Origin of the sequence: Mesorhizobium silamurunense (genome assembly GCF_014843905.1) — a bacterium.
Taxonomy (GTDB): Bacteria; Pseudomonadota; Alphaproteobacteria; order Rhizobiales; family Rhizobiaceae; genus Mesorhizobium; species Mesorhizobium silamurunense.
The window spans coordinates 224,610-246,444 of sequence record NZ_LPVS01000010.1; the positions used below are offsets into that span (position 1 = coordinate 224,610).

Annotated in this window: 19 protein-coding genes and 1 pseudogene; 16 read left to right on the forward strand and 4 right to left on the reverse strand. The window is 64.8% G+C overall.

What is annotated here, in order from left to right; translation table 11 throughout:
* Nucleotides 1-164: 164 nt before the first annotated feature.
* On the reverse strand, nt 165-1,232 hold the full coding sequence (locus AU465_RS01935) for an ABC transporter substrate-binding protein (protein ID WP_192243481.1): 1,068 nt from the start codon (nt 1,230-1,232) through the stop codon (nt 165-167).
* 225 nt (nt 1,233-1,457) lie between these two features.
* Nucleotides 1,458-2,342, reverse strand: a complete 885-nt coding sequence (locus tag AU465_RS01940) for an AraC family transcriptional regulator (protein ID WP_192243483.1) — start codon at nt 2,340-2,342, stop codon at nt 1,458-1,460.
* A 279-nt stretch (nt 2,343-2,621) separates the two neighbouring features.
* On the opposite strand from AU465_RS01940, the gene AU465_RS01945 reads away from it, so the two are divergent.
* From AU465_RS01945 to AU465_RS01990, 10 genes are all read left to right on the forward strand, one after another.
* The gene (locus AU465_RS01945) at nt 2,622-3,224 is read left to right on the forward strand and encodes an ANTAR domain-containing response regulator (protein ID WP_192243485.1); all 603 of its coding nucleotides are present in this window, start codon (nt 2,622-2,624) and stop codon (nt 3,222-3,224) included.
* A 2-nt stretch (nt 3,225-3,226) separates the two neighbouring features.
* Nucleotides 3,227-4,453 (forward strand): CmpA/NrtA family ABC transporter substrate-binding protein, encoded by a 1,227-nt coding sequence (locus AU465_RS01950; protein WP_192243573.1) that lies wholly within the window; start codon nt 3,227-3,229, stop codon nt 4,451-4,453.
* Nucleotides 4,454-4,808: 355 nt separating this feature from the next.
* The gene (locus AU465_RS01955; protein WP_192243487.1) at nt 4,809-6,125 is read left to right on the forward strand and encodes a CmpA/NrtA family ABC transporter substrate-binding protein; all 1,317 of its coding nucleotides are present in this window, start codon (nt 4,809-4,811) and stop codon (nt 6,123-6,125) included.
* Between the two features lie 59 nt (nt 6,126-6,184).
* Nucleotides 6,185-7,075: a nitrate ABC transporter permease gene (ntrB, locus tag AU465_RS01960; protein ID WP_192243489.1), complete on the forward strand. Its 891-nt coding sequence runs from the start codon at nt 6,185-6,187 to the stop codon at nt 7,073-7,075.
* A gap of 10 nt (nt 7,076-7,085) precedes the next feature.
* Nucleotides 7,086-7,883, forward strand: coding sequence for an ABC transporter ATP-binding protein (locus tag AU465_RS01965; RefSeq protein ID WP_192243491.1), 798 nt, complete (start codon nt 7,086-7,088; stop codon nt 7,881-7,883).
* Between the two features lie 395 nt (nt 7,884-8,278).
* On the forward strand, nt 8,279-8,452 hold the full coding sequence (locus AU465_RS01970; protein WP_192243494.1) for a twin-arginine translocation signal domain-containing protein: 174 nt from the start codon (nt 8,279-8,281) through the stop codon (nt 8,450-8,452).
* Nucleotides 8,453-8,516: 64 nt separating this feature from the next.
* Nucleotides 8,517-9,818: an MFS transporter gene (locus AU465_RS01975; protein WP_192243496.1), complete on the forward strand. Its 1,302-nt coding sequence runs from the start codon at nt 8,517-8,519 to the stop codon at nt 9,816-9,818.
* A gap of 16 nt (nt 9,819-9,834) precedes the next feature.
* The gene (gene nirB / locus AU465_RS01980; protein WP_192243498.1) at nt 9,835-12,285 is read left to right on the forward strand and encodes a nitrite reductase large subunit NirB; all 2,451 of its coding nucleotides are present in this window, start codon (nt 9,835-9,837) and stop codon (nt 12,283-12,285) included.
* A gap of 20 nt (nt 12,286-12,305) precedes the next feature.
* The gene (gene nirD / locus AU465_RS01985) at nt 12,306-12,635 is read left to right on the forward strand and encodes a nitrite reductase small subunit NirD (protein WP_192243500.1); all 330 of its coding nucleotides are present in this window, start codon (nt 12,306-12,308) and stop codon (nt 12,633-12,635) included.
* Between the two features lie 3 nt (nt 12,636-12,638).
* Complete coding sequence (locus AU465_RS01990; RefSeq protein WP_192243502.1) at nt 12,639-15,308, forward strand: nitrate reductase; 2,670 nt, start codon at nt 12,639-12,641, stop codon at nt 15,306-15,308.
* A gap of 13 nt (nt 15,309-15,321) precedes the next feature.
* Here AU465_RS01990 and AU465_RS01995 read toward each other — a convergent pair whose 3' ends face one another.
* Both AU465_RS01995 and AU465_RS02000 read right to left on the reverse strand, forming a co-directional pair.
* Entirely contained in the window at nt 15,322-16,539 is a 1,218-nt protein-coding gene (locus AU465_RS01995; protein ID WP_192243505.1) for an NAD(P)/FAD-dependent oxidoreductase, read from the reverse strand.
* 13 nt (nt 16,540-16,552) lie between these two features.
* Nucleotides 16,553-17,317, reverse strand: a complete 765-nt coding sequence (locus tag AU465_RS02000) for an HpcH/HpaI aldolase family protein (RefSeq protein WP_192243507.1) — start codon at nt 17,315-17,317, stop codon at nt 16,553-16,555.
* A 111-nt stretch (nt 17,318-17,428) separates the two neighbouring features.
* Between AU465_RS02000 and AU465_RS37615 the strand changes: the two are divergent.
* The 6 genes and pseudogenes from AU465_RS37615 to AU465_RS02030 form a co-directional block, all read left to right on the forward strand.
* Nucleotides 17,429-17,512: pseudogene (locus AU465_RS37615) on the forward strand (NAD(P)-binding domain-containing protein); the annotation flags it as partial.
* Between the two features lie 88 nt (nt 17,513-17,600).
* Nucleotides 17,601-18,413, forward strand: coding sequence for a shikimate dehydrogenase family protein (locus AU465_RS02010; RefSeq protein ID WP_192243509.1), 813 nt, complete (start codon nt 17,601-17,603; stop codon nt 18,411-18,413).
* Entirely contained in the window at nt 18,406-19,209 is an 804-nt protein-coding gene (locus AU465_RS02015) for an SDR family NAD(P)-dependent oxidoreductase (protein WP_192243511.1), read from the forward strand. The genes AU465_RS02010 and AU465_RS02015 overlap by 8 nt, the downstream gene beginning before the upstream one ends.
* Nucleotides 19,210-19,265: 56 nt before the next feature.
* Nucleotides 19,266-20,054, forward strand: coding sequence for a FadR/GntR family transcriptional regulator (locus AU465_RS02020; protein WP_192243513.1), 789 nt, complete (start codon nt 19,266-19,268; stop codon nt 20,052-20,054).
* A gap of 283 nt (nt 20,055-20,337) precedes the next feature.
* The gene (locus tag AU465_RS02025; protein WP_192243515.1) at nt 20,338-21,048 is read left to right on the forward strand and encodes an SDR family oxidoreductase; all 711 of its coding nucleotides are present in this window, start codon (nt 20,338-20,340) and stop codon (nt 21,046-21,048) included.
* An 11-nt stretch (nt 21,049-21,059) separates the two neighbouring features.
* Complete coding sequence (locus AU465_RS02030) at nt 21,060-21,809, forward strand: SDR family NAD(P)-dependent oxidoreductase (protein WP_192243517.1); 750 nt, start codon at nt 21,060-21,062, stop codon at nt 21,807-21,809.
* The last annotated feature ends 26 nt before the right edge of the window (nt 21,810-21,835 follow it).

The window sequence follows — 21,835 nt, forward strand, 5'->3', positions numbered from 1 at the left end:
GTATGTCCGGCCGCCAGGAGGTAGCGGCCGGACAAGCCCGGCTGTCGCCTTGGCGACGTGCCGAGCGTATCGCATGCGACACGGCGTGTGCCGCATCGCTTTGGAGACGATACGGCTTGCGCCGCATCGCTCTGGAGACAATGCCGCCGGAGCGGCATTGCTCCTTATTCGATGCCGAGCTTCTTGCAGCCTTCGGCGTAGCGGTCGGTGCAGAGCTGCGCGGCGGTCTGGATCTTCTTGTCGATGATCTCGGCCTTGAGGTTCTCCTGCGTCACCACCGCCGGCACGAAGAGCTGCGAGGGCGTGTCGTAGAGCGTCGTCTCGGCTTTCGGAGTCTCGCCCTTGAGAAGCTGCACCGCAACGTTCGCCGCGGCCGCGGCGACGATTTCGCTAGGCTTGGAGATAGTGTTGTACTGGTCGCCGGCAATAACGAGCTGCAAGGCGGCGATCGTGGCATCGTTGCCCGTCACCGGCGGCACCGGATCGACGCCGGCGGCCTTGAACGCCGCGATGGCGCCGCCGCCCGTGCCGTCATTGGCGGCGACCACGCCGACGATCTTGTTGCCGAAGCGCGAGATCTGCCCCGCCGCCCATTGCTGGGCATTCGACGGCGCCCAGTTCGGCGTGTCGAACTCGGCGAGCGTCTTGTAGCTGCCGGTCTTGAGGCCGTCGTGGATACCGTCCTTGATCAGGCCGGCCGCGGCGTCGGTCGGAGAGCCGTTGATCTGCAGCACGCCGACATCGCCGTCGCTCGACACGCCCTTGGCCTTGAGATGCTCCACCAGCGAGGCGGCGATCGCCTTGCCGATGGCCTTGTTGTCGAATGACACGTAGAAATCGGCCTTGGTGGTGGGGATCGGACGGTCATAGGCGATGACCTTGACGCCCTGAGCCTGCGCATTGTGCACCAGCGATGCCGCCGCCGCGGAGTCGACCGGGTCGAGCACGACAACCTTGGCGCCCTGGGTGATGACCGAGTTGAACTGCTGTTGCTGCTTGGTGACGTCGGCGTCGGCGTTGAGATAGAGCACCTTGCAGCTGTCGCAGAGTTTCTTCATTTCGGCGACGAACCCTGGATGGTCATGCTCTTCGTAACGCGTCGAGCCCTGGTCGGGCATCAGAAACGCGACCGTGGAACCGGCGATATCCTGCGCGTTGGCAAAGGTCGCGCCGAGAGCGAGGCCCGAGACGGCCAAGGCGGCCGCAGTCAGTCTGGACATATATCTGGACATAAGGTCTTCTCCATTCCCGTTGTTGTGAACGGACCCCCGATGCCGGGCCGCGGATGTCTGCTCGCGCTGTCCGATCGGAAGTCTAACGAACTCGTGCAGCAGCCTCACGGCTTCCTCCCGCTGGCATGACACGAGGCAATACTCGTCCGTCGTTGGTTCGCTTGCGCGATCCATCGCTTGATCTTGGCTATTGTTTAAGGCTTGTTTCTCCTCCCGAACTCCTTTCTATGCGGCGCGCGCGGCCGCGAAATTGTCTGCAACCAATCGTCTGAACTGCGAAGGCGGCATGCCCTTCTCGGCCAGGAACTGGCGATTGAAGTTCGACAGATTGTTGAAGCCGACCTCGAAGCAGATGTCCGAGATCTGCGCCTGCTCGTCGCTCATCAGGATCTGACAGGCGAGATTGATGCGCAGGCGCTTGATGTATTGCAGCAGCGACATGCCGGTGTGCTTGCGGAACGAGCGCGAAAACGCGCTCGGCGTCTGCCCGGCGATCGCGGCAAGATCGCCTTCGTTGAATTGCTGGGTCAGGTTCTCGCGGATATAGGCGAGCGCCTGGTTCATGCCCGCCGACATGTATCCCGATGGATCCGGCACATAGTTTTCGCTGGCGAGCACGCGCGGCGCGCTCTCGCGGCTCAGCGCTTCCATGATCGACATGAAAAGGCTGATCCGGTGCACGCCATAGGCATGCGTGATCTCCGCCATCAACGGCATGACCTCCCTGCTCACTCCCTTGCTGAACAGGACGCCGCGCCGCGAGAGGTCGAGCAGCGGGGAAACAGCGCTAAGCTCGGGAAAGGTCGAGATCGCGCCGCCGATGAATTCCTCGCTGAACTGGATCAGCCTGCAGCGCAGCGGAACGGACTGGCCTTCTGGAACCTCGCTGATCCAGTTGTGCGGCAGGTTGGGACCGGCCAGCACGAGATTGCCGATCTCGAATTCGCCGATGAAGTCGCCGACGAAATAGCGGCCCTTGGTCGCGACGATCTGATGCAGTTCGTATTCGGGATGAAAATGCCAGCGCACCGTATGGTACGGATAGCCATGCCATTTCACCGCGAATGACTCGCCAGGCCTTATCTGTATGACTTCCAGATCGGGTCCCATGCTTCCTCCCGGAGGCTGTCGGGGTGCTTCAGCCTTCGAACCGCGGCCGTTTGTTTGGCTCATCTAGGGACAGGATAACGGCGACCAGGGATGACCGCCACCTCGCCACGCCGCGCCGACTGATACGTTTTTGACCATTTTGGGCCAGCGAACGGGGTATCTTCGAAAATCCGCAGGCCCAAATACCTGGATTTCACAAAAGGCGCATGGGCGCGGCAAACTTCGCCTCGGACAGCATTGCCGCATTGCACAATTCTGGTCCGGCTGCACAATAGGCGCATGTCCGCCGGTTCGTTGACCATCCTTGTTATCGACGAGAACCGCATCCGTGCCTCGATCATCGAGGCCGGATTGCGGGACGCCGGCCATCGCCATGTCACCGTGGTCCACGACGTGGCCGGTATCGCCAGGCGCATTGCCGAGATCGAGCCGGATGTCATCGTCATCGATCTCGAAAATCCCAACCGCGACATGCTGGAGAACATGTTCCAGCTTTCGCGCGCGGTGAAACGGCCGATCGCCATGTTCGTCGACCGCTCAGACCAGGCCTCGATCGAGGCGGCCGTCGATGCCGGTGTGTCCGCCTATGTGGTCGACGGGCTGAAGAAGGAACGCATCAAGCCGATCCTCGACATGGCCATCAGCCGCTTCAATGCCTTCTCGCGCATGGCGCGCGAACTGGAGGAGGCGCGAAGCGAGCTCGAGAACCGCAAGGTCATCGATCGGGCCAAGGGCATATTGATGAAGTCGCGCGGCTTGAGCGAGGAGGCTGCCTACGCGCTTCTGCGCAAGACCGCGATGAACCAGAACCGCAAGATCGCCGATATCGCCCAAAGCCTGGTGACGGCGGCGGGGCTGCTGGGTCCGCTGGAGGGCGAATGAGCATGACTGCTGCGCACGAGATCACCGCCGGCTTCATGCCCCTTTTCGACAGCGCCGTTCTGGTCGCGACCGGCGAGATGGGCTTTGCCGCTCGCGAGGGCATCGAACTCAAGCTGCATCGCGAGACCTCCTGGGCCAACATTCGCGACCGCATCGCCATCGGCCATTTCGATGTCGCCCATATGCTGGGGCCGATGCCGCTCGCCTGCAGCCTCGGCCTCACGCCGCTTGCGTCCGAGACCATCGTGCCCTTCTCGCTCGGGCTCGGCGGCAACTGCGTCACCGTCTCCAACGCGGTGTGGCAAGGCATGGCGGCGCATGGGGCCGCACCCGACCTCGATCCGGCGCGCGCCGGCGCGGCGCTTGGCGCGCTGATCCACGAGCGGGCGGCCGCTGGCCGCGAGCCGCTGCGCTTCGCCGTCGTGCACCCGCATTCCGGGCACAATTACGAGCTGCGCTACTGGCTCGCCGCCTGCGGCATCGATCCCGACCGCGATATCGAGATCGTCATTGTGCCGCCGCCCTTCATGGCCGATGCGCTCTCCGCAGGCCGCATCGACGGCTATTGCGTCGGCGAGCCCTGGAACAGCACCGCTGTCGCAGCCGGCACCGGCCGCATCGTCACCGTCAAGGCGCTGCTGTGGCGTAACAGCCCGGAAAAGGTGATCGGCGTGCGCAGGGCCTGGGCCGAGGAAAATCCGGACGCGCTGGCGGCACTGCTGAGGGCGCTGCATCATTCCGCCCGCTGGTGCCAGGATCCGGCAAACCGCGGCGACTTGGCCGCGCTGATGGCCAGGCCCGCCTTCCTCGGGCAGCCCGAGGCGATCCAGATGCCGGTCCTTACCGGACGCCTTCAACTGGGCGGCGGCGCGGAACGGAGCGTGGAGGATTTCTTCCTGCCCTTCGACAAGGCGGCGAACTTTCCCTGGAAGAGCCATGCGCTGTGGTTCTACACGCAGATGGTGCGCTGGGGGCAGTTGCCGCACACACCGGAGAACCTGGCCATCGCCCGCGACTGCTATCGGCCCGACCTCTACCGCTCGGCGCTGAAGCCGCTCGGCGTGGCCTTGCCCGGCGCCAATGCCAAGGTCGAGGGCGCGCTGAAGATCGCCACGCCAGTCGGCTCGGCCGGAGCGAGCCTTGTGCTCGGCCCCGACGGATTCTTCGACGGCCAGATCTTCGATCCGGACAAAATCGACGCCTACATCGCCGGCCAGAAACGCGCCTGATTATTTGCGCGCCAATCTTGTGCATTGCACAAAATTTATGCGTGCGCTTGCGCTAATGAACAATCTTTGCCCTGCTCGCCTTGCGGATCGGCGCGCGCACCATTGTATCATATAATTGATTTAATTGATGTTTTTCATCCAGTCCGAAACTGGCACAGATCCTGCTTTGCAATAGGCAGGCTCCTCAGGAGTCACGGAACAGGCGTCCAATGGCGGGCGCCAAAGGCAAAGCTGCCGCTCAGGTCGATACGCGATCCCGGATGGACGGACGCGCACGGCTTGGCCGGCAGCTTTTTGTTTTGACCGAACACGCAATCGACGCGCTGGTCCCAAGCGGCGCCCAATGGAGATGATGATGACGAGACGGATCGGAACTGGAACGACCCTCAAGGGCATGACGCGTCGCGACTTCCTTGCCAGAAGCGCCTTGACGGCGGGGCTGTTCGTGGCGGCGCGCAAGATCTTGCCCTCGGGCGCCTATGCGGCGACCGCCGCGCCCGAAGTGACCGCCGCCAAGCTCGGCTTCATCGCGCTGACCGATGCGGCGCCGCTGATGATCGCCAAGGAGAAGGGGCTGTTCGCCAAGTATGGCATGCCCGATGTCGAGGTGCTGAAGCAGGCCTCCTGGGGCGCGACGCGCGACAATCTGATGCTCGGCGGCGAGGCCAACGGCATCGACGGCGCCCATATCCTGACGCCGCTGCCCTATCTCATGCACACCGGCAAGGTGACGCAGAACAACCAGCCGATGCCGATGGCGATCGTGGCGCGGCTGAACTACGACTGCCAGGGCATTTCGGTGGCGCAGGAATATGCCGCCACCGGGGTCGGCCTCGACGCCTCCAAGCTCAAGGAAGCCTTCGCCGCCAAGAAGGCCGCCGGCAAGGAAGTCAAGGCTGCCATGACCTTCCCGGGCGGCACGCACGACCTCTGGATACGCTACTGGCTGGCCGCCGGCGGCATCGATCCCAACAAGGACGTCTCGACCATCGTCGTGCCGCCGCCGCAGATGGTGGCCAACATGAAGGTCGGCAATATGGACGTGTTCTGCGTCGGCGAGCCGTGGAACGAGCAGCTCGTCCACCAGGGCATCGGCTTCACCGCCGCCACCACGGGCGAGCTGTGGAAGGGCCATCCGGAAAAGGCGCTCGGCCTGCGCGCCGCCTTCATCGAGAAGAACCCGAACGCCACCAAGGCGATCCTGATGGCCGTCATGGAAGCCCAGCAATGGTGCGATGCCATGGAGAACAAGGAGGAGATGGCCTCCATCATCGGCAAGCGGCAATGGATGAACGTGCCCGTCGCCGACATCATCGGCCGCCTCAAGGGCGACATCAACTACGGCAACGGCCGCGTCGCCAAGGGCACCGACCTCTACATGAAGTTCTGGAAGGACGGGGTTTCCTATCCCTTCAAGAGCCATGATGCCTGGTTCCTCGCCGAGAACATCCGCTGGGGCAAGTTCGCGCCGACCACCGACATCAAGGCCTTGGTCGACCAGGTCAACCGCGAGGATCTCTGGCGCGAGGCGGCCAAGGACCTGGGCGTCGCGGCAAGCGACATCCCGGCCTCCTCGTCTCGCGGTGTCGAGACCTTCTTCGACGGCAAGACCTTCGATCCGGCCAACCCGTCCGCCTATCTCGACAGCCTGAAGATCAAGGCATCGGCTTAAGCGCAAACGGCGCCTTCGCGCCGTCGTCGCCAGAACCTGCCACGGAGTTTTTCTACGACATGTCCATCCAAACCGTCGAGGACACCAAGGTGAAGGCGTTTCCGGTAAAGCCCGCCGAGATCATCGCCTTCACCGCAAAGGCGAGGCGCCGCATCGACCCGCTCGCCATCGTCGGCCGGCTGGCAACGGCGCTGGTGCCGCCGGCCGTCGTCATCCTCATCCTGCTCGTCGTCTGGCAGATCGCCTGTTCCTCGCCGACGGCCAGCCTGCCGCCGCCGAGCCAGGTATGGAGCGAGGCCTATGACCTGATCGCGCATCCGTTCTTCGACAACGGCCCGCAGGATATCGGCCTTGCCTGGCGGGTGCTGATCTCGCTGCAGCGCGTCGCCATCGGCTTCGGTATGGCGGCCGTCGTCGGCGTGGCGCTGGGCGCGCTGGTCGGCCAGTCGGTCTGGGCGATGCGCGGCCTCGATCCGGTGTTCCAGATCCTGCGCACCGTGCCGCCGCTCGCCTGGCTGCCACTGTCGCTCGCCGCCTTCCGCGACTCCAACCCGTCGGCGCTGTTCGTGATCTTCATCACCTCGATCTGGCCAGTGATCATCAACACCGCAGTCGGCGTGCGCAACATCCCAGAGGACTACCGCAACGTCGCCCGCATCCTGCGGCTCAACCAGCTCGAGTTCTTCGTCAAGATCATGGTGCCGGCCGCCGCGCCCTACATCTTCACGGGCCTCCGGATCGGCATCGGGCTCTCTTGGCTCGCCATCGTCGCCGCCGAGATGCTGACCGGCGGCGTCGGCATCGGCTTCTTCATCTGGGACGCGTGGAATTCCTCGCGGCTGCCCGACATCATCGTCGCGCTCGTCTATATCGGCGTCACAGGCTTCTGCCTCGACCGGCTGGTCGCGACGGTCGGCGCCTTCGTTACCCGCGGCACAACGGCAAAGTGAGGAGGGCGCGATGACCGCCTATCTGAAGCTCGACCGTATCGACAAATCCTTCGCGCGCGGCAGCCAGGTCAGCGAGGTGCTGAAGGACATCAGGCTCACCATCGACAAGGGCGAGTTCGTCTCCATCATCGGCCATTCCGGCTGCGGCAAGTCGACCTTGCTCAACCTGATCGCCGGGCTGACCAAGGTTTCCAAGGGCGCCGTGCTGCTCGAGGACAAGGAGGTCGACAGCCCCGGACCGGAGCGCGCCGTGGTGTTCCAGAACCACTCGCTCTTGCCATGGCTCACCGTCTACGAGAACATCAACCTCGCTGTGTCCAAGGTCTTCGGCCGGACAAAGGTCCGGGCCGAGCGGCATGAATGGATCATGCGCAACCTCGACCTCGTCCAGATGGCGCATGCCAGGGACAAGCGCCCGGCCGAAATTTCCGGCGGCATGAAGCAGCGCGTCGGCATTGCCCGCGCGCTCGCCATGGAACCGAAGATCCTTCTGCTCGACGAGCCGTTCGGCGCGCTCGACGCGCTGACCCGCGCCCATCTCCAGGACGCGGTGATGGACATCCACGCCAGGCTGGGCTCGACCATGATCATGATCACCCACGATGTCGACGAGGCGGTGCTTCTGTCCGACCGCATCGTGATGATGACCAACGGTCCGGCGGCCACCATCGGCGAAGTGCTTTCGGTGCCGCTCGCCCGGCCGCGCCGGCGAATCGAGCTTGCCTCCGACCGCACCTTCCTGCGCTGCCGCGAGGCGGTGCTGAAGTTCCTTTATGAACGCCACCGCTTCGTCGAAGCCGCGGAGTAGCGCCATGACCGAGAAACCCGTCATTGGCGGCATGGGCAATCTGCACCGGCATCGGGCAATCTACCGCATTGCACAAATATTATGCTGCTATGCAAGGCACTCTGATTAATCTTTGACCCGCCGCCGGCCTCGGTTAAAAGTTGCGCGGCATTGATTTTATTCAACAATTTTGAGCGCTGTCGAATTGGCACGCTTCCTGCTTTTGAGAATGCAGGTCCGCAAGGACCAAGAGACACGGCGTCCAATGGCGGGCGCCACAGGCAAAGCTGCCGCTCAGGTCACCACGCGATCCCGGATGCACGGACGCGAGAGGCCTGGACGGCAGCTTTTTTGTTTTGGACCCGAACACGAAAATCGACGGTGCCGATCCCAAGCGGCGCCAACCGGAGACGACGATGACGAAACGGATCGGAACTGGCGCTTCGCTGAAGGACTTCACCCGCCGCGATTTCCTGGCGAGCAGCGCCCTGACGGCGGCGCTCTTCATCGCCGCGCTCCTGCTGTTTCCCGCCAGCCACGAAACGGAGGGCACGCCAGTGACCGCGCAAATCCCGGCCTCGCCGCGCTGACTGATGCCGAGCCTCTGATCAACACAACACGCGGCGCCTCCCACGCCGCAAACCGGAGCCGACCATGACCGCAAACCTCCCAGCCGCGCCCAGCCAGGACAGTAGCTCCCGGCAGGCGCTCGTCATGTCCACCATCGCCTTCACCGTGTGCTTCGCGGTGTGGACGATCTTTTCCATCATCGGCGTGCGCATCAAGCAGGAGCTCGGCCTCAACGAGACCGAATTCGGTCTGCTCGTCGGTACGCCGATCCTGACCGGCTCGCTCGTGCGCATCGTGCTCGGCGTCTGGACCGACCGCTATGGCGGCCGTCTGGTCTATACCGTGACCATGCTCGCGGCGGCCCTCGCGACCTTCCTGCTCGCCTTCGCACATACCTATGAGCAGATGCTGATCGCAGCCCTCGGCGTCGGGCTCGCGGGCGGCTCCTTCGCTGTCGGCGTCGCCTATGTCTCGCGCTTCTTCCCGGCCGGAAAACAGGGCACCGCACTCGGCATCTTCGGCGTCGGCAATGTCGGCGCCGCAGTCACCAAGTTCCTGGCGCCGCTGGTGCTGCTTGCCTGGGGCTGGCAGTCGGTCGCGCTGATCTGGGCCGCGGCGCTGGTCGTCATGGCCGCCGTGTTCTGGTTCACGACCGACGACGATCCGGTCATCCGCGAGCGCCGCGCCGGCAAGGCGGCGCCGGCGAGGAGCTTCTGGCAGGAATTCGCGCCGCTGAAGAACCTGCAGGTCTGGCGCTTCGCCTTCTATTACTTCTTCTCCTTCGGCGCGTTCGTGGCGCTGTCGCTCTGGCTGCCGCGCTACCTTATCGGCGTCTACGGTTTCGGCATCGCCACCGCCGGCATGGTCGGCGCCGCCTATTCAATTCCCGCAAGCATCTTCCGCGCCTATGGCGGCGTGCTTTCCGACCGCATCGGCGCGCGCACAGTCCTTTACTCGACCTTCACGGTCTGTGCCGTCGCGACCCTCGTTCTGTCTCTCCCCTCGGCAGACTACGTCGTGCGCGGCATCAGCGGGCCGATCCCCTTCCACTTCGAGATTGGCCCGCTCGCCTTTATCGCTGTCGCCTTCGTGCTCGGCTTCTTCATGAGCCTCGGCAAGGCCGCCGTCTACAAGCACATCCCCGTCTACTATCCACAGAGCGTCGGCGCGGTCGGCGGCGTCGTCGGCATGATCGGCGGCCTCGGCGGTTTCATCCTGCCGATCGCCTTCGGCGCACTGAACGACCTCAGCGGGGTCTGGTCGAGCTGCTTCATGCTGCTTTTCCTCATCGTCGTCTCGTGCCTGCTCTGGATGCACCTCTCCATCCGCCGGATGCAGCGCGCGGCGGAGGTCGAGACCGCGGCCCTCTCCTATGCCGCCGAATAGATCGGAGCAGACCGACATGACCGAAAAACTCGTCATCATCGGCAACGGCATGGCACCCGGCAGGATGCTCGAGCACCTGCTGGAAGCAGCACCCGACCGCTACGCCATGACCATCTTCAACGCCGAGCCGCGCGTGAACTACGATCGCATCATGCTGTCGCCGGTGCTTTCGGGCGAGAAGGAATTCGATGAAATCGTCATCCACGGCGACGGCTGGTACATCAAGCACGGCATCACCCTCTACAAGGGCCACAGGATCGTCGCCATCGACAGGGACGCGAAGACCGTCACCTCGGACCGCGGCGTGACCGAGAGCTACGACAGGCTCGTCATCGCCACCGGCTCGGTTCCCTTCATCATCCCGGTGCCGGGCAAGGACCTGCCCGGCGTGCTCACCTATCGCGACCTCGACGACGTCAACGCCATGCTGCTTGCCGCGCAGTCGCGCGCCAAGGCGATCGTCATCGGCGGCGGCCTGCTCGGGCTGGAAGCCGCGGCCGGGCTCAAGGAACGCGGCATGGACGTCACCGTGCTCCACGTCATGCCGACGCTGATGGAGCGCCAGCTCGATCCGGCCGCCGGTTACCTGCTGCAGAAGGCCGTCGAGGCGCGCGGCATCAAGGTCATGACCAAGGCCAACACCAAGGCCATTGTCGGCAACGGCAAGGTCGAGGGCGTCGAGCTCATGGACGGCACGGTCATCCCCGCAACGCTGGTCGTGATGGCGGTCGGCATCCGCCCGAACAGCGCCTTGGCCAAGGACGCAGGGCTGGAGGTGAACCGCGGCATCGTCGTCGATGACCGTATGGAGACCTCCGATCCGGCGATCATGGCGCTCGGCGAATGCGCGGAGGTCGGCGGCCATGTCTACGGGCTGGTTGCGCCTCTCTACGAGATGGCCCGCGTAGCGGCTGCCAGGCTGACGGACGGCGAGGACAAGCGCTTCGTCCATTCCGACACGCCGACCAAGCTCAAGGTCACCGGCATCGACCTCTACTCGCTGGGTGACTTCGCCGACGGCGACGATCGCGAGGAGATCATCCTGCGCGACGCATCCGCGGGCATCTACAAGCGCGTCGTGCTGCAGGACAACCGCATCATCGGCACGGTGCTGTTCGGCGAGACCGCCGACGGCGCCTGGTTCAACGACCTCAAGAAGGAGGCGACGGACATCTCCGAGATGCGGGACACGCTGATCTTCGGACAGGCGTTCCAGGGAGGCGCTTCCTCGGACCCTTTGGCGGCCGTTGCGGCACTGGCGGATGATGCGGAAATCTGCGGCTGCAACGGCGTCTGCAAGGGCAAGATCACCGGTGCGATCACAAGCAAAGGGCTGACCGGGCTCGACGACGTGCGCGCCCATACCAAGGCCTCGGCCTCGTGCGGCTCGTGCACGGGTCTGGTCGAGCAACTGCTGAAACTCACGCTCGGCGAGGCCTACAATCCGGCGGCGGTGCAACCCATGTGCGGCTGCACGAGCCTCGGCCACGACGACGTGCGACGCCTGATCAAGGCGAAGGGCCTGAAGACAATTCCGGCCGTCATGCAGGAGCTCGAATGGAAGACCTCCTGCGGCTGCGCCAAATGCCGGCCGGCGCTCAACTACTATCTGGTCTGCGATTGGCCGGACCAATATGCCGACGACTATCAGTCGCGCTTCATCAACGAACGCGTGCACGCCAACATCCAGAAGGACGGCACCTATTCGGTCGTGCCGCGCATGTGGGGCGGGGTGACCAGCGCCGACGAATTGCGCGCCATCGCCGACGTGGTCGACAAGTTCCGCATCCCGACCGTGAAGGTGACCGGCGGCCAGCGCATCGACATGCTGGGCATCCGCAAGGAAGACCTGCCGGCGGTGTGGGCCGATCTCGGCAAGGCCGGCTTCGTCTCCGGCCATGCCTATGCCAAGGGCCTGCGCACCGTGAAGACCTGCGTCGGCTCCGACTGGTGCCGTTTCGGCACGCAGGATTCGACCGGGCTCGGCATCCGCATCGAGAAATTCATGTGGGGTTCCTGGACGCCGGCCAAGGTAAAGATGGCGGTGTCGGGATGCCCTCGCAACTGCGCGGAAGCCACCTGCAAGGATGTCGGCGTGGTCTGCGTCGACAGCGGCTACGAGATCCACTTCGCCGGCGCCGCTGGTCTCGACATCAAGGGCACCGAGGTGCTCGGCCTGGTGAAGACCGAGAACGAGGCGCTGGAGGTGATCGTGGCGCTCGTCCAAATGTATCGCGAGCAGGCGCGCTATCTGGAGCGCATCTACAAATGGGCCAAGCGCATCGGCACCGCCGAGATCAAACGGCAGATCCTGGACGACGCCGAGCGCCGCAGGAGTCTCTTCGACCGCTTCGTCTTCTCCCAGAAATTCGCGCAGGTCGACCCGTGGTCGGAGCGTGTCTCCGGCAAGGACAAGCATGAGTTCCGGCCGATGGCGTCGGTTGGATTTGCGGAGGCGGCCGAGTGAGCCGACAGGACAGAAACAACATGAACTGGATCGCAATCGGCTCCCTTTCCGACATCCCACCGCGCGGCGCGCGTTGCGTGGCCGCCCCGCAAGGCAAGATCGCGGTCTTCCGCACGGCCGACGACCAGGTCTTCGCCATCGACGACCACTGCCCGCACAAGGGCGGGCCGCTCAGCCAGGGCATCGTCCACGGCGCTGCGGTGACCTGCCCGCTGCATAACTGGGTGATCTCGCTGGAGACGGGCAAGGCGCTCGGCGCCGACGAAGGCTCGGTCAGGACCATCCCTGTCAAGGTCGAGGGCGAGCGGCTCTTCATCGCGCTTGAAGCGCTGGCCTCGAAAGCGGCCTGAGGCATGGAAGAAGCACGCAAGGTGAGGACCACCTGCCCCTATTGCGGGGTGGGATGCGGCGTGCTGACCGAGATCGCCGCGGACGGCAAGACGACCGTCCGCGGCGATCCCGAGCACCCGGCCAATTTCGGGCGGCTTTGCTCGAAGGGTTCTGCGCTTGCCGAGACGCTCGGCCTCGAAGGCCGTTTGCTGCAGCCGGAAATCCAAGGCAGGCAGACGAGTTGGGACGAAGCGCTCAATCTCGTGGCTTCGAAATTCTCGCAGGCGATTGCCGAGCATGGACCGGACTCGGTGGCCTTCTACGTCTCCGGCCAGCTGCTCACGGAGGATTATTACGTCGCCAACAAGCTGATGAAGGGCTTCATCGGCTCGGCCAATATCGACACCAATTCGCGGCTCTGCATGGCCTCGTCCGTCGCCGGCCACCGCCGCGCTTTCGGCGAGGATATCGTTCCCGGCGTCTATGAGGATTTCGAGTGCGCCGATCTCATCGTGCTCACCGGCTCCAACACTGCATGGTGCCATCCCGTGCTCTACCAGCGCATGCTTGCGGCGCGGAGAGAGCGTGGGACGAAGATCGTCGTCGTCGATCCTCGGCGCACCGCCACGGCCGACGAGTGCGACCTGCATCTGGCGCTCGATCCCGGCACGGACGTGCTTCTGTTCAACGGCCTGTTCGCGCATCTGGTGCAAGCCGAAAAGATCGATGCCGATTTCACCCGCGATTCCACGTCCGGCTTCGACGCCGCGGCCGCGCTGGCCGGTGCCGATGCGCCGTCGATCGCGCGCGTCGCGAAAGGTTGCGGATTGGCTGCCGCCGATGTCCAGGCCTTTTACGATCTCTTCGCCGAGACCGAGCGGACGGTCACTGTCTATAGCCAGGGCGTCAACCAGTCGGCGCATGGAACCGACAAGGTCAACGCCATCATCAACTGCCATCTCGCCACCGGCCGCATCGGCAGGCCCGGCACGGGGCCGTTCTCGGTCACCGGTCAGCCGAACGCCATGGGCGGCCGCGAGGTGGGAGGCCTGGCCAACCAGCTTGCCGCGCATATGGATTTCGCGGATGAGGCCAACATCGACCGGGTCTCCCGCTTCTGGAACGCGCCCGACATTGCGCGGCGCGCCGGCCTGAAGGCCGTGGACATGTTCCAGGCGGTTGCTGACGGCCGCATCAAGGCCCTGTGGGTGATGGGCACCAATCCCGCCGTCAGCATGCCGGACGCTTCGCGCGTGCGCGCCGCTCTGTCCAAATGCGATTTCGTCGCTGTCTCGGATATCACCCGCACCGACACCACACGCTATGCCGACGTTCTGCTGCCGGCGGCCGCCTGGGGCGAGAAGGACGGCACGGTCACCAATTCGGAACGGCGCCTCTCGCGTCAGCGGCCGTTCCTGCCGCCACCCGGCCAAGCGAAAGCCGATTGGCGCATCGTCTGCGAGGTAGCCGCCCGCATGGGTTTTGGCGATGCCTTCGCCTACCGGGCGCCGGCCGAGATCTTCCGCGAGCATGCCGCGCTATCCATCTTCGAAAACAATGGCGAGCGCCTGTTCGACCTCGGCGGGCTCGCCGATCTCAGCGACGCGGACTACGCCGCCTTTGCGCCGCGCCATTGGCCCACGCCGGACCGACACGAGCGCCAGACGAGACTGTTTGCCGATGGCCGCTTCCCGACGCCGGACGGCCGCGCGCGTTTCGTGCCGGTGCGACAGGAGGCAACGGCTTTCACGGTCGATGCCGACTATCCGCTTGCCCTGAACACGGGCCGGCTGCGCGACCAGTGGCATACCATGACGCGCACCGGAAACGTGCCGCGCCTGATGGCGAACACGCCGGAGCCCGCGGTCGATCTCAATCCGGCGGATGCGGCCGCGCACCATCTCAAGGACGGCGACCTCGCCCATCTTTCGACGCGCTTCGGCTTCGTCCGCGCAAAGGTACACCTGACGGAAGCGCAGCGGCGCGGCCAAGCCTTCATGCCCATGCATTGGAGCGGCCATTTTGCAGCCAAGGCTGCGGCGGGTCTATTGTCCTCGCCCGTCACCGATCCGCATTCCGGCCAGCCGGAGCTCAAGCATGTCCCGGCGAGAATCGTGCGCGAACACACCGGCTGGGCCGGTGTCCTCATCACGCGACGCGATCTGCGGCCGACGGGCTTTGTCCACTGGAGCCGGTACGCGGTCGAGGGCGGCTGGGTCTACGAGCTGACCGGAACCGAGCCGCCGGACCAGGGCATTCTCTTGGCACGCAAGCTGCTCGGCGTCCGTCAGCAGGACCAGCTTCTGGAGTACACGGATCGCCGCGGCCTCGCCTATCGCGCCGCTGCGATCGACGAAAGCGGCGCCATGGCCGAAGCCCTGCTGGTTGCCGCTCCGGACCAGTTGCCGATGCGGGACTGGCTGGTGTCGCTCTTGGCCGCGCGCCAGCCGCTGTCGGCCGCCGATCGTCATGCCCTTCTATCAGGTCGCTCGCCGGCGCCGATGCCCGCGATCGGACGGGTCGTGTGCTCGTGCTTCCATGTCGGCGTCAACCAACTCGCCTCGGCGGTCGCTTCGGGGTGCGACAGTCTGGAGGCGATCGGCTCGACGCTGCGCGCCGGTACCAACTGCGGCTCGTGCCGCTCTGAGATCAGGGCCATCATCGACGCCCGTCAGGTGCAGGCGGCGGAGTGAATCAGAAGGCCACTCAGATCACCGCTTCCTCGAGGAGCGGCTCGTTGCGCGGGATGCGCTCGTAGCAGAACGGCGACAGGTCGAGCGTCTGGAAGGCGCCATGCAGGATCAGCTCGGACACCGCCCGGCCGACGGCCGGCGACTGCTGCAGGCCGTGCCCTGAGAATCCGTTGGCGAACATGAAGTTCTTCACTTCCGGGTGGAAGCCGACGATGCCGTTGTGGTCGAGCATGTTGTATTCATAGTGACCGGTCCAGCTCGTCTGGACCTTCAAGGCGTCGAAGGCCGGAATGCGGTGCCACAGCGCCGGCCAGATGTAGTCGTCGAACTCCTCGAAATGCATGTCGAAGTCGTCGTAATCGGCTGGCCCGTCGCCCTGCGGCGTGTTGCCGGTAAGGAAAAGCTCGCCCTCGGGACGCACGAACGTGCCGGAAAGATCGATGACATTGGGCATCCGGCCCGGGATCGGGTTGGCGCTGGCGAACACGAAGCTGTAGCGCTTGTAGGGCGCGACCGGGATGGATAGCCCGGCCATGGCAGCGACCTGTTGCGCTCGTGGGCCGGCGGCATTGACCAGGGTTCCGCAGTTGACCGTCTGGCCGGTCGCGAGGCGGGCCGAAATAACTCGGCCCTCGGAGATATCCAGTCCGGTCACCGCATTGTCGATGTACTCGACGCCGCTGCCGCGTGCGGCGCGGCGGAACCCGTTGAGCAGGCCCATGGAATCGAACCAGCCCTCTTCGCGAGCGCCCCAGGAGCCGCCGCCGAGGTCGTCGACATTCAGCCACGGGAAGCGTTCCTTCAGCGGACCGGGTTCGAGGAAGACCGTGTGGGCGCCGAGGCTGCGCTGCAACTCGACCCGTTCGCGCGCCGCTTCCACGCCCTCGGGCGAGCAGCAATAGAGATATCCGTGTTCCTTGAAGCCGAGATCGGGGGCCGGCTCATTCGTGTAAAACGGAGCCATCCGCTCCTGGAAGCCGCGGATGATCTCGATGCCGAACTGGCTGATCTTCACATTGATCGGATTGGAATATTGCTGGCGGATGGCGCTGGTGGAGAGCGCGGTCGAGGAAAACTCGTAGCTCGAGTCGCGCTCGACCACGAGGATCGAGGCGCGGTTGCCCAGCGCGTGACTCAGCCAATAGGCCGTCGACGAGCCGATGACCGCGCCGCCGACGATGACGATGTCATACGCGCTGCGCGAAGGTGCCTTGTAGGGAGGGATTGCCACGGCTGTCTCCGCTCTACTGGTTGAACGATGCGATCAGGGCATCCGAGCCCCGCGCCAGCAAGCCGAGATCGGATCCGACGGCAAACATGGTGAAGCCGTCGGCGAGATAGCGGTCCGCGTCGGCCTTCATCGGCGCCAGGATGCCGCTGGCTTTGCCTGCCGCAGCCGCGGCCCTGCGCACGGATGCGATCGCCTCCTGCACATGCGCCGCGCCGGGATTGCCCATCGCGCCCATATTCGTGGAAAGGTCACCGGGGCCTACGAAGAGAACATCGACCCCGTCGACCGCCGCGATCTCACTGGCATTGGCGACGCCGGTCTCATCCTCGATCTGCACGGCCAGAAGCTGCTGCTCGCGGGCCTTGGCATGATAGCCGGCGATGCGGCCGAAGGCGTTGCCGCGGTGGCCGACCGAGAAGCCGCGGAAGCCGCCCGGAGCATAGGTCATCGCCGCGACGATGCTGCGCGCCTGATCCGCCGTCCGCACATTCGGGATCATCAGGCTGCGGGCGCCGATGTCCAGCGCCTGCTTCATCAAGTTGGCATCGTCCGACGGCAGGCGCACCACGGCTTCGCAGGCAAATGCCGCCGCCACCTGAAGCTGCGCCATGATGCTGCGCAAATCGTTCGGGCTGTGCTCGCCGTCGATCAGCAGCCAGCCTGCTTCGGAGCCCGCCACGACCTCGGTGGTGAGGGCCGATGCCAGCGAACACCAGATGCCGATATGAGCCCGGCCGGCCTGTGCGGCCGCCTTCAGCGAATTGACGCGCTCCTGCATTTGCGTTCGATCTCCAGCTGGAAAAAAGATGCATTGAAATTTGTATGATGTCCTATATCATATGTCTTACTTGAGCCGCAAGACGCTCTGACGCCACGCGGGAGTTCGGGCATGAAAATTGGCTTCATCGGACTTGGTGTCATGGGCGCGCCGATGGCGCGGCACCTCGCCGATGCCGGGCACGAGATCGTCACGGGCAGCGCGGACGCCGACCATTCGTCCCTCGTGCGAACCCTCGAGGCCCTGAGCGATCATGAACTGTCAACGGAAAAGGAGTGAACCGATGCGCGGAACCGGCAAGGCCGACGTTTTCGTGATGCTGGCCCATCCCGTGGGCCACGCGAAGAGTCCCGGCATCTTCAACGATATCTTCGAGCAGAAGGGGCTCGACAGCCTGATGGTGCCGCTGAGCTGCCGTCCGGAAGATTTCGACACGTTTTGGGCCGGTATCACCGCGGTCGAGAACATCCGCGGCGTCATCATCTCGGTGCCGTACAAGGTCCCGGTCTACCACAAATGCGCGGCGGCTCACGACCGCGCCGCCCGCGTGCAGAGCGCCAACTCGGTGCGCCGGCAAGCGGATGGCAGCTGGTACGCCGACAATTTCGATGGCGTCGGCTTCATCGACGGCTTGAAGGCAGGCGGACACCAGATCGCCGGCAGGCGCATCCTCCAGGTCGGCGCCGGCGGCGCCGGATCGTCGCTGACCTACTGCCTGGCCGAGGAAGGCGCGGCGGAAATCCGCCTGGCCGACATTGACAAGGAGCGTGCGCAAAAACTCGCTTCGCTGGTCAACAAGTCGTTCCCCAATTGCCGCATCGAGGTTGGAGAACCCGATCCGTCCGGAATGGACATGGCGATCAACGCCACGCCGTCCGGCCTGAAGCCCACCGATCCGCTGCCGATGGATGTAAGCAGGCTGACGCCGGAGATGACGGTGGTCGACATCATCATGGAGCCGGCCGAGACGGCCCTGCTCAAGGCGGCAAAGGAGATCGGCTGTCGCATCCAGCCCGGACGGCCGATGATGGATTTCCAGGTCGAAGCCATGGCCGCATTCTTCGACATCGAGCGGAAGGACCGCCGCAATGGCTGAGACGTCGACAGCCGTCGTCATCGGCGGCACGTCCGGCATCGGCCGCGCCATCGCGCTGCGCTTCGCCGAGGACGGCTATCAGGTGGTCGTCGCCGGCCGCGATACCGTCCGAGGTAAGGAGGCGGCCGCCGCCTGCGAGAGTGCGGGCGCGCCACGCGCCATCTTTGTCCAGACCGATGTCGGCAGTCCCGCATCCGTCGAAGCGCTGGCGCAGTCTGTCAGCGACGCGTTCGGCACACCTCACGTCGTGGTCAACTGCGCCGGCATCCTGCAGAGCGGCAAGCACGTGCTCGACCAGGATCTCGACGAGGACGAGAAGATGTGGCGGATCAACTACCGCGGCACGCTGCTCGGCTGTCAGGTGTTCGGGCGGCTGATGTCGGCCGCCGGGCGCGGCGCGATCCTGAATGTCGGCTCGCTCGCCTCTTTCGCGCCGCTGTCGCTGCCGGCCTACACGCCCGGGAAACACGCGGTGCTGGCGCTGACGCAGATCCTGGCGGCCGAGCTCGGTCCACACGGCGTTCGCGTCAATGCGGTCGCGCCGGGTTACACGCTCTCGGATGGGCTGAAGGCCAGGATCGCCAAGGGCGAGCGCAATCCGGAAGCGATCCAGGCCACTACGGCGCTGCGCCGCTTCGTCGAGCCGCGCGATGTCGCCGCGGCGGCCCTGTTCCTCTGCTCCGATCGCGCCGCCTCGATCACCGGCGTCACGCTTCCCGTCGATGCCGGCTGGCTCGTTCAGGCGCCTTACACGCAGTATCTGCAGGGCAACCCCATCCGGCAGACGCCGGTTTGAATGGTCTTGCCGGATCGGGCATCATCCCGAATCTGAACTTGAACGGACGGACCTAAATGACGAAGCGCAAGCCGCTTTCCACCGTCGTGGCGGAGAGCCTGGCCGAAAAAATCCGCTCCGGTGAGTTGCAGCCCGGCGCGCAACTGCCGACCGAGGCGGAGCTTTGCGCGGAGTATGACGTCAGCCGCACCGTCGTGCGCGAAGCGGTGGCGCGGCTGCGCTCGGAAGGCATGGTGGTGCCGCAACAGGGGCGCGGCATGTTCGTCAGCGAAACGCCGGTGCCGCGCAATTTCTCGATACCGGACGAGGCGCTCCGGACTTTGCCGGAAACCATCGCGCTGCTCGAGCTCAGGTTGAGCGTCGAAGTCGAATCCGCAGGGCTCTGCGCGGAACGCCGCACCGACAAGGAGGCCCGCGATATCCGGGCCATGATGGATGAGATCGACGCCCGGCAGGCCGACCCCGCCGCCGTCCAGATCCACTACGACTACGATTTCCATCTCGCGATCGCCAAGGCTGCGCGCAACGAATTCATCCACGGCTTCCTCGCCTATCTCGGGCCGATGATCGTGCCGCGTCTCCAGCTCGGCTATGTGGTCGAGCCGACGCTCAAGGACAGTTACTACGCGCGCATCCACAGCGAGCACAAAGCCATCGTCGACGCCATCGAAAGGCAGGACGGCGGCAAGGCCCGCCAGGCCATGCGCAAGCATCTGCACAACAGCCTGGGACGCGTGCGCGCCCTGGCGCGGGCTTCAGGCGTCGAAGCAACGGACGCGGAGCAAAAGGCTGCCGCGGCCTCGCTCTTCACCAAAATGAAAAGGCCTGTGCCGACGGCCGGATAAGCGGCGACGATTTCGATCCCTTCGCGCGGGCGCTGAATGCGGCCTGCCCGGGCGATCGCGAAAGCCGTGTTTTTGTTCCACCGACGGCCGAGAACCCTTCCCCGCGCGCCGAAGGCATTGTTTTCCCTTGGTTTGCAGCCCCTGGAGATCGCGTAGGCAGCGTGGAATGTTTCACTGCCGGAAAGCCTTTCGAAAGTTTATCTTTCCTTTTTGCTGCTTTTCTTGGTTTCGCGGCATCGGCCAAGGCCTGCACACTGACGGTCAGGCAATCGGGGAAGCTCAGATGACGACAGCCTTCATCACTGGTGCGACGAGCGGCATAGGGCGAGCCATCGCCATCGCGTTGAGCGACGCGGGCTACGACGTCTATGCGGTCGGCCGCAGCCAGGCGGCGCTGAAAGAGCTGCAGGCCGAGCGTCCAGGCATCATCCCCATTGCCGTCGACGTCACCGACCGCGAGGCGTTGGAATCGGTCCTTGCCGATCTCACCATCGACGTGCTGATCAACAATGCCGGCATCATGCCGCCTCTTGGCAACTTCGCCGACATGAAGATCGCCGACATCGATACCACGCTGGAGGTGAACCTCAGCGCGGCGATCCTGCTCACCCGTCTCGTCGTGCCGCAGATGCGCGAGCGCCAATCCGGCCACATATTGTTCACTGGCTCCATCGCGGGCCACGCTGCATTTTCCAACATTGCCGTCTATGCAGCCACCAAGGCGGCGATCTCCGGCTTTGCCGCCGCGCTGCGCGCCGATCTCTCCCCGTCCGGCATACGCGTCACCGAGATCGTCGCCGGCCGTGTCGAAACGCAGCTCTACAAAGACATCCTAGACGCCGACGCCCGGGCGGCGATGTACGCCGGAAAGGTGGTGCAGCCGGACGACGTGGCCAGGATGGTCGTCGCGCTGCTCGCCTTGCCCGCATGGGCCGACGTTACCCGTTTCGACATCATGCCGACCTGGCCGACTTCGCCGAGCGGCACCAAGTAAGGAAGACTGGAATGAAAGACCTTTCCGTTCTGATCGTTGGCGGCGGCGCCGGCCTCGGCGCGCTTCTTGCCCGCATGGCCGTGGAGGCCGGGGCGGCCAAGATCGGCATCATTGACATCAATCAGGATGCCGCCGAATCCGCGCTGGAGTCCGCAAAGGCCAAGGGCCTGCCGACTGCTACCGCAACGTGCGACATCCAGATCGGCCCGCAGTGCCATGCGGCCTTCGATGCCGTCGTTGAAAAGCTCGGACGCGTCGACACGCTGATCAACTGCGCCGCGATCTATCCCCGCCGACCGCTCCTCGAAATCTGCGACGCCGAATGGGACGCTTCCAACGGCATCAACATCAAGGGCACCTACCACATGATGGTGGCGGCCGTTCGCCACATGCAGGCGCAGGAGCCGAAAGCCCATGTGCGCGGGCGCATCGTCAATCTGACCTCGGTCGACGCCTTCAAGGCGCATCCGCAGAACGCCCACTACGCAGCGACCAAGGCTGCCGTCGTCAGCCTGACGCGCTCCTTCGCCCATCACGTCGCCAAGGACGGCATCCTGGTGAACTCCGTAGCGCCGGCCGGCATGGCCACGGAGAAGGCAAAGGCCCTCGGCTTCCTCGATGAGCTCGCCAAGGCAAGCCCGCTCGGCCGCGGCGCCGAGCCCACCGAGATCGCCGAATGGGTACTGATGACCGGCGGACCCAAGAACACCTACATGACCGGCGAAAACGTAATTGTCTCAGGCGGTTACATTTACGCGTAAATCGAACTTCAGAAGCCGGCGGCATC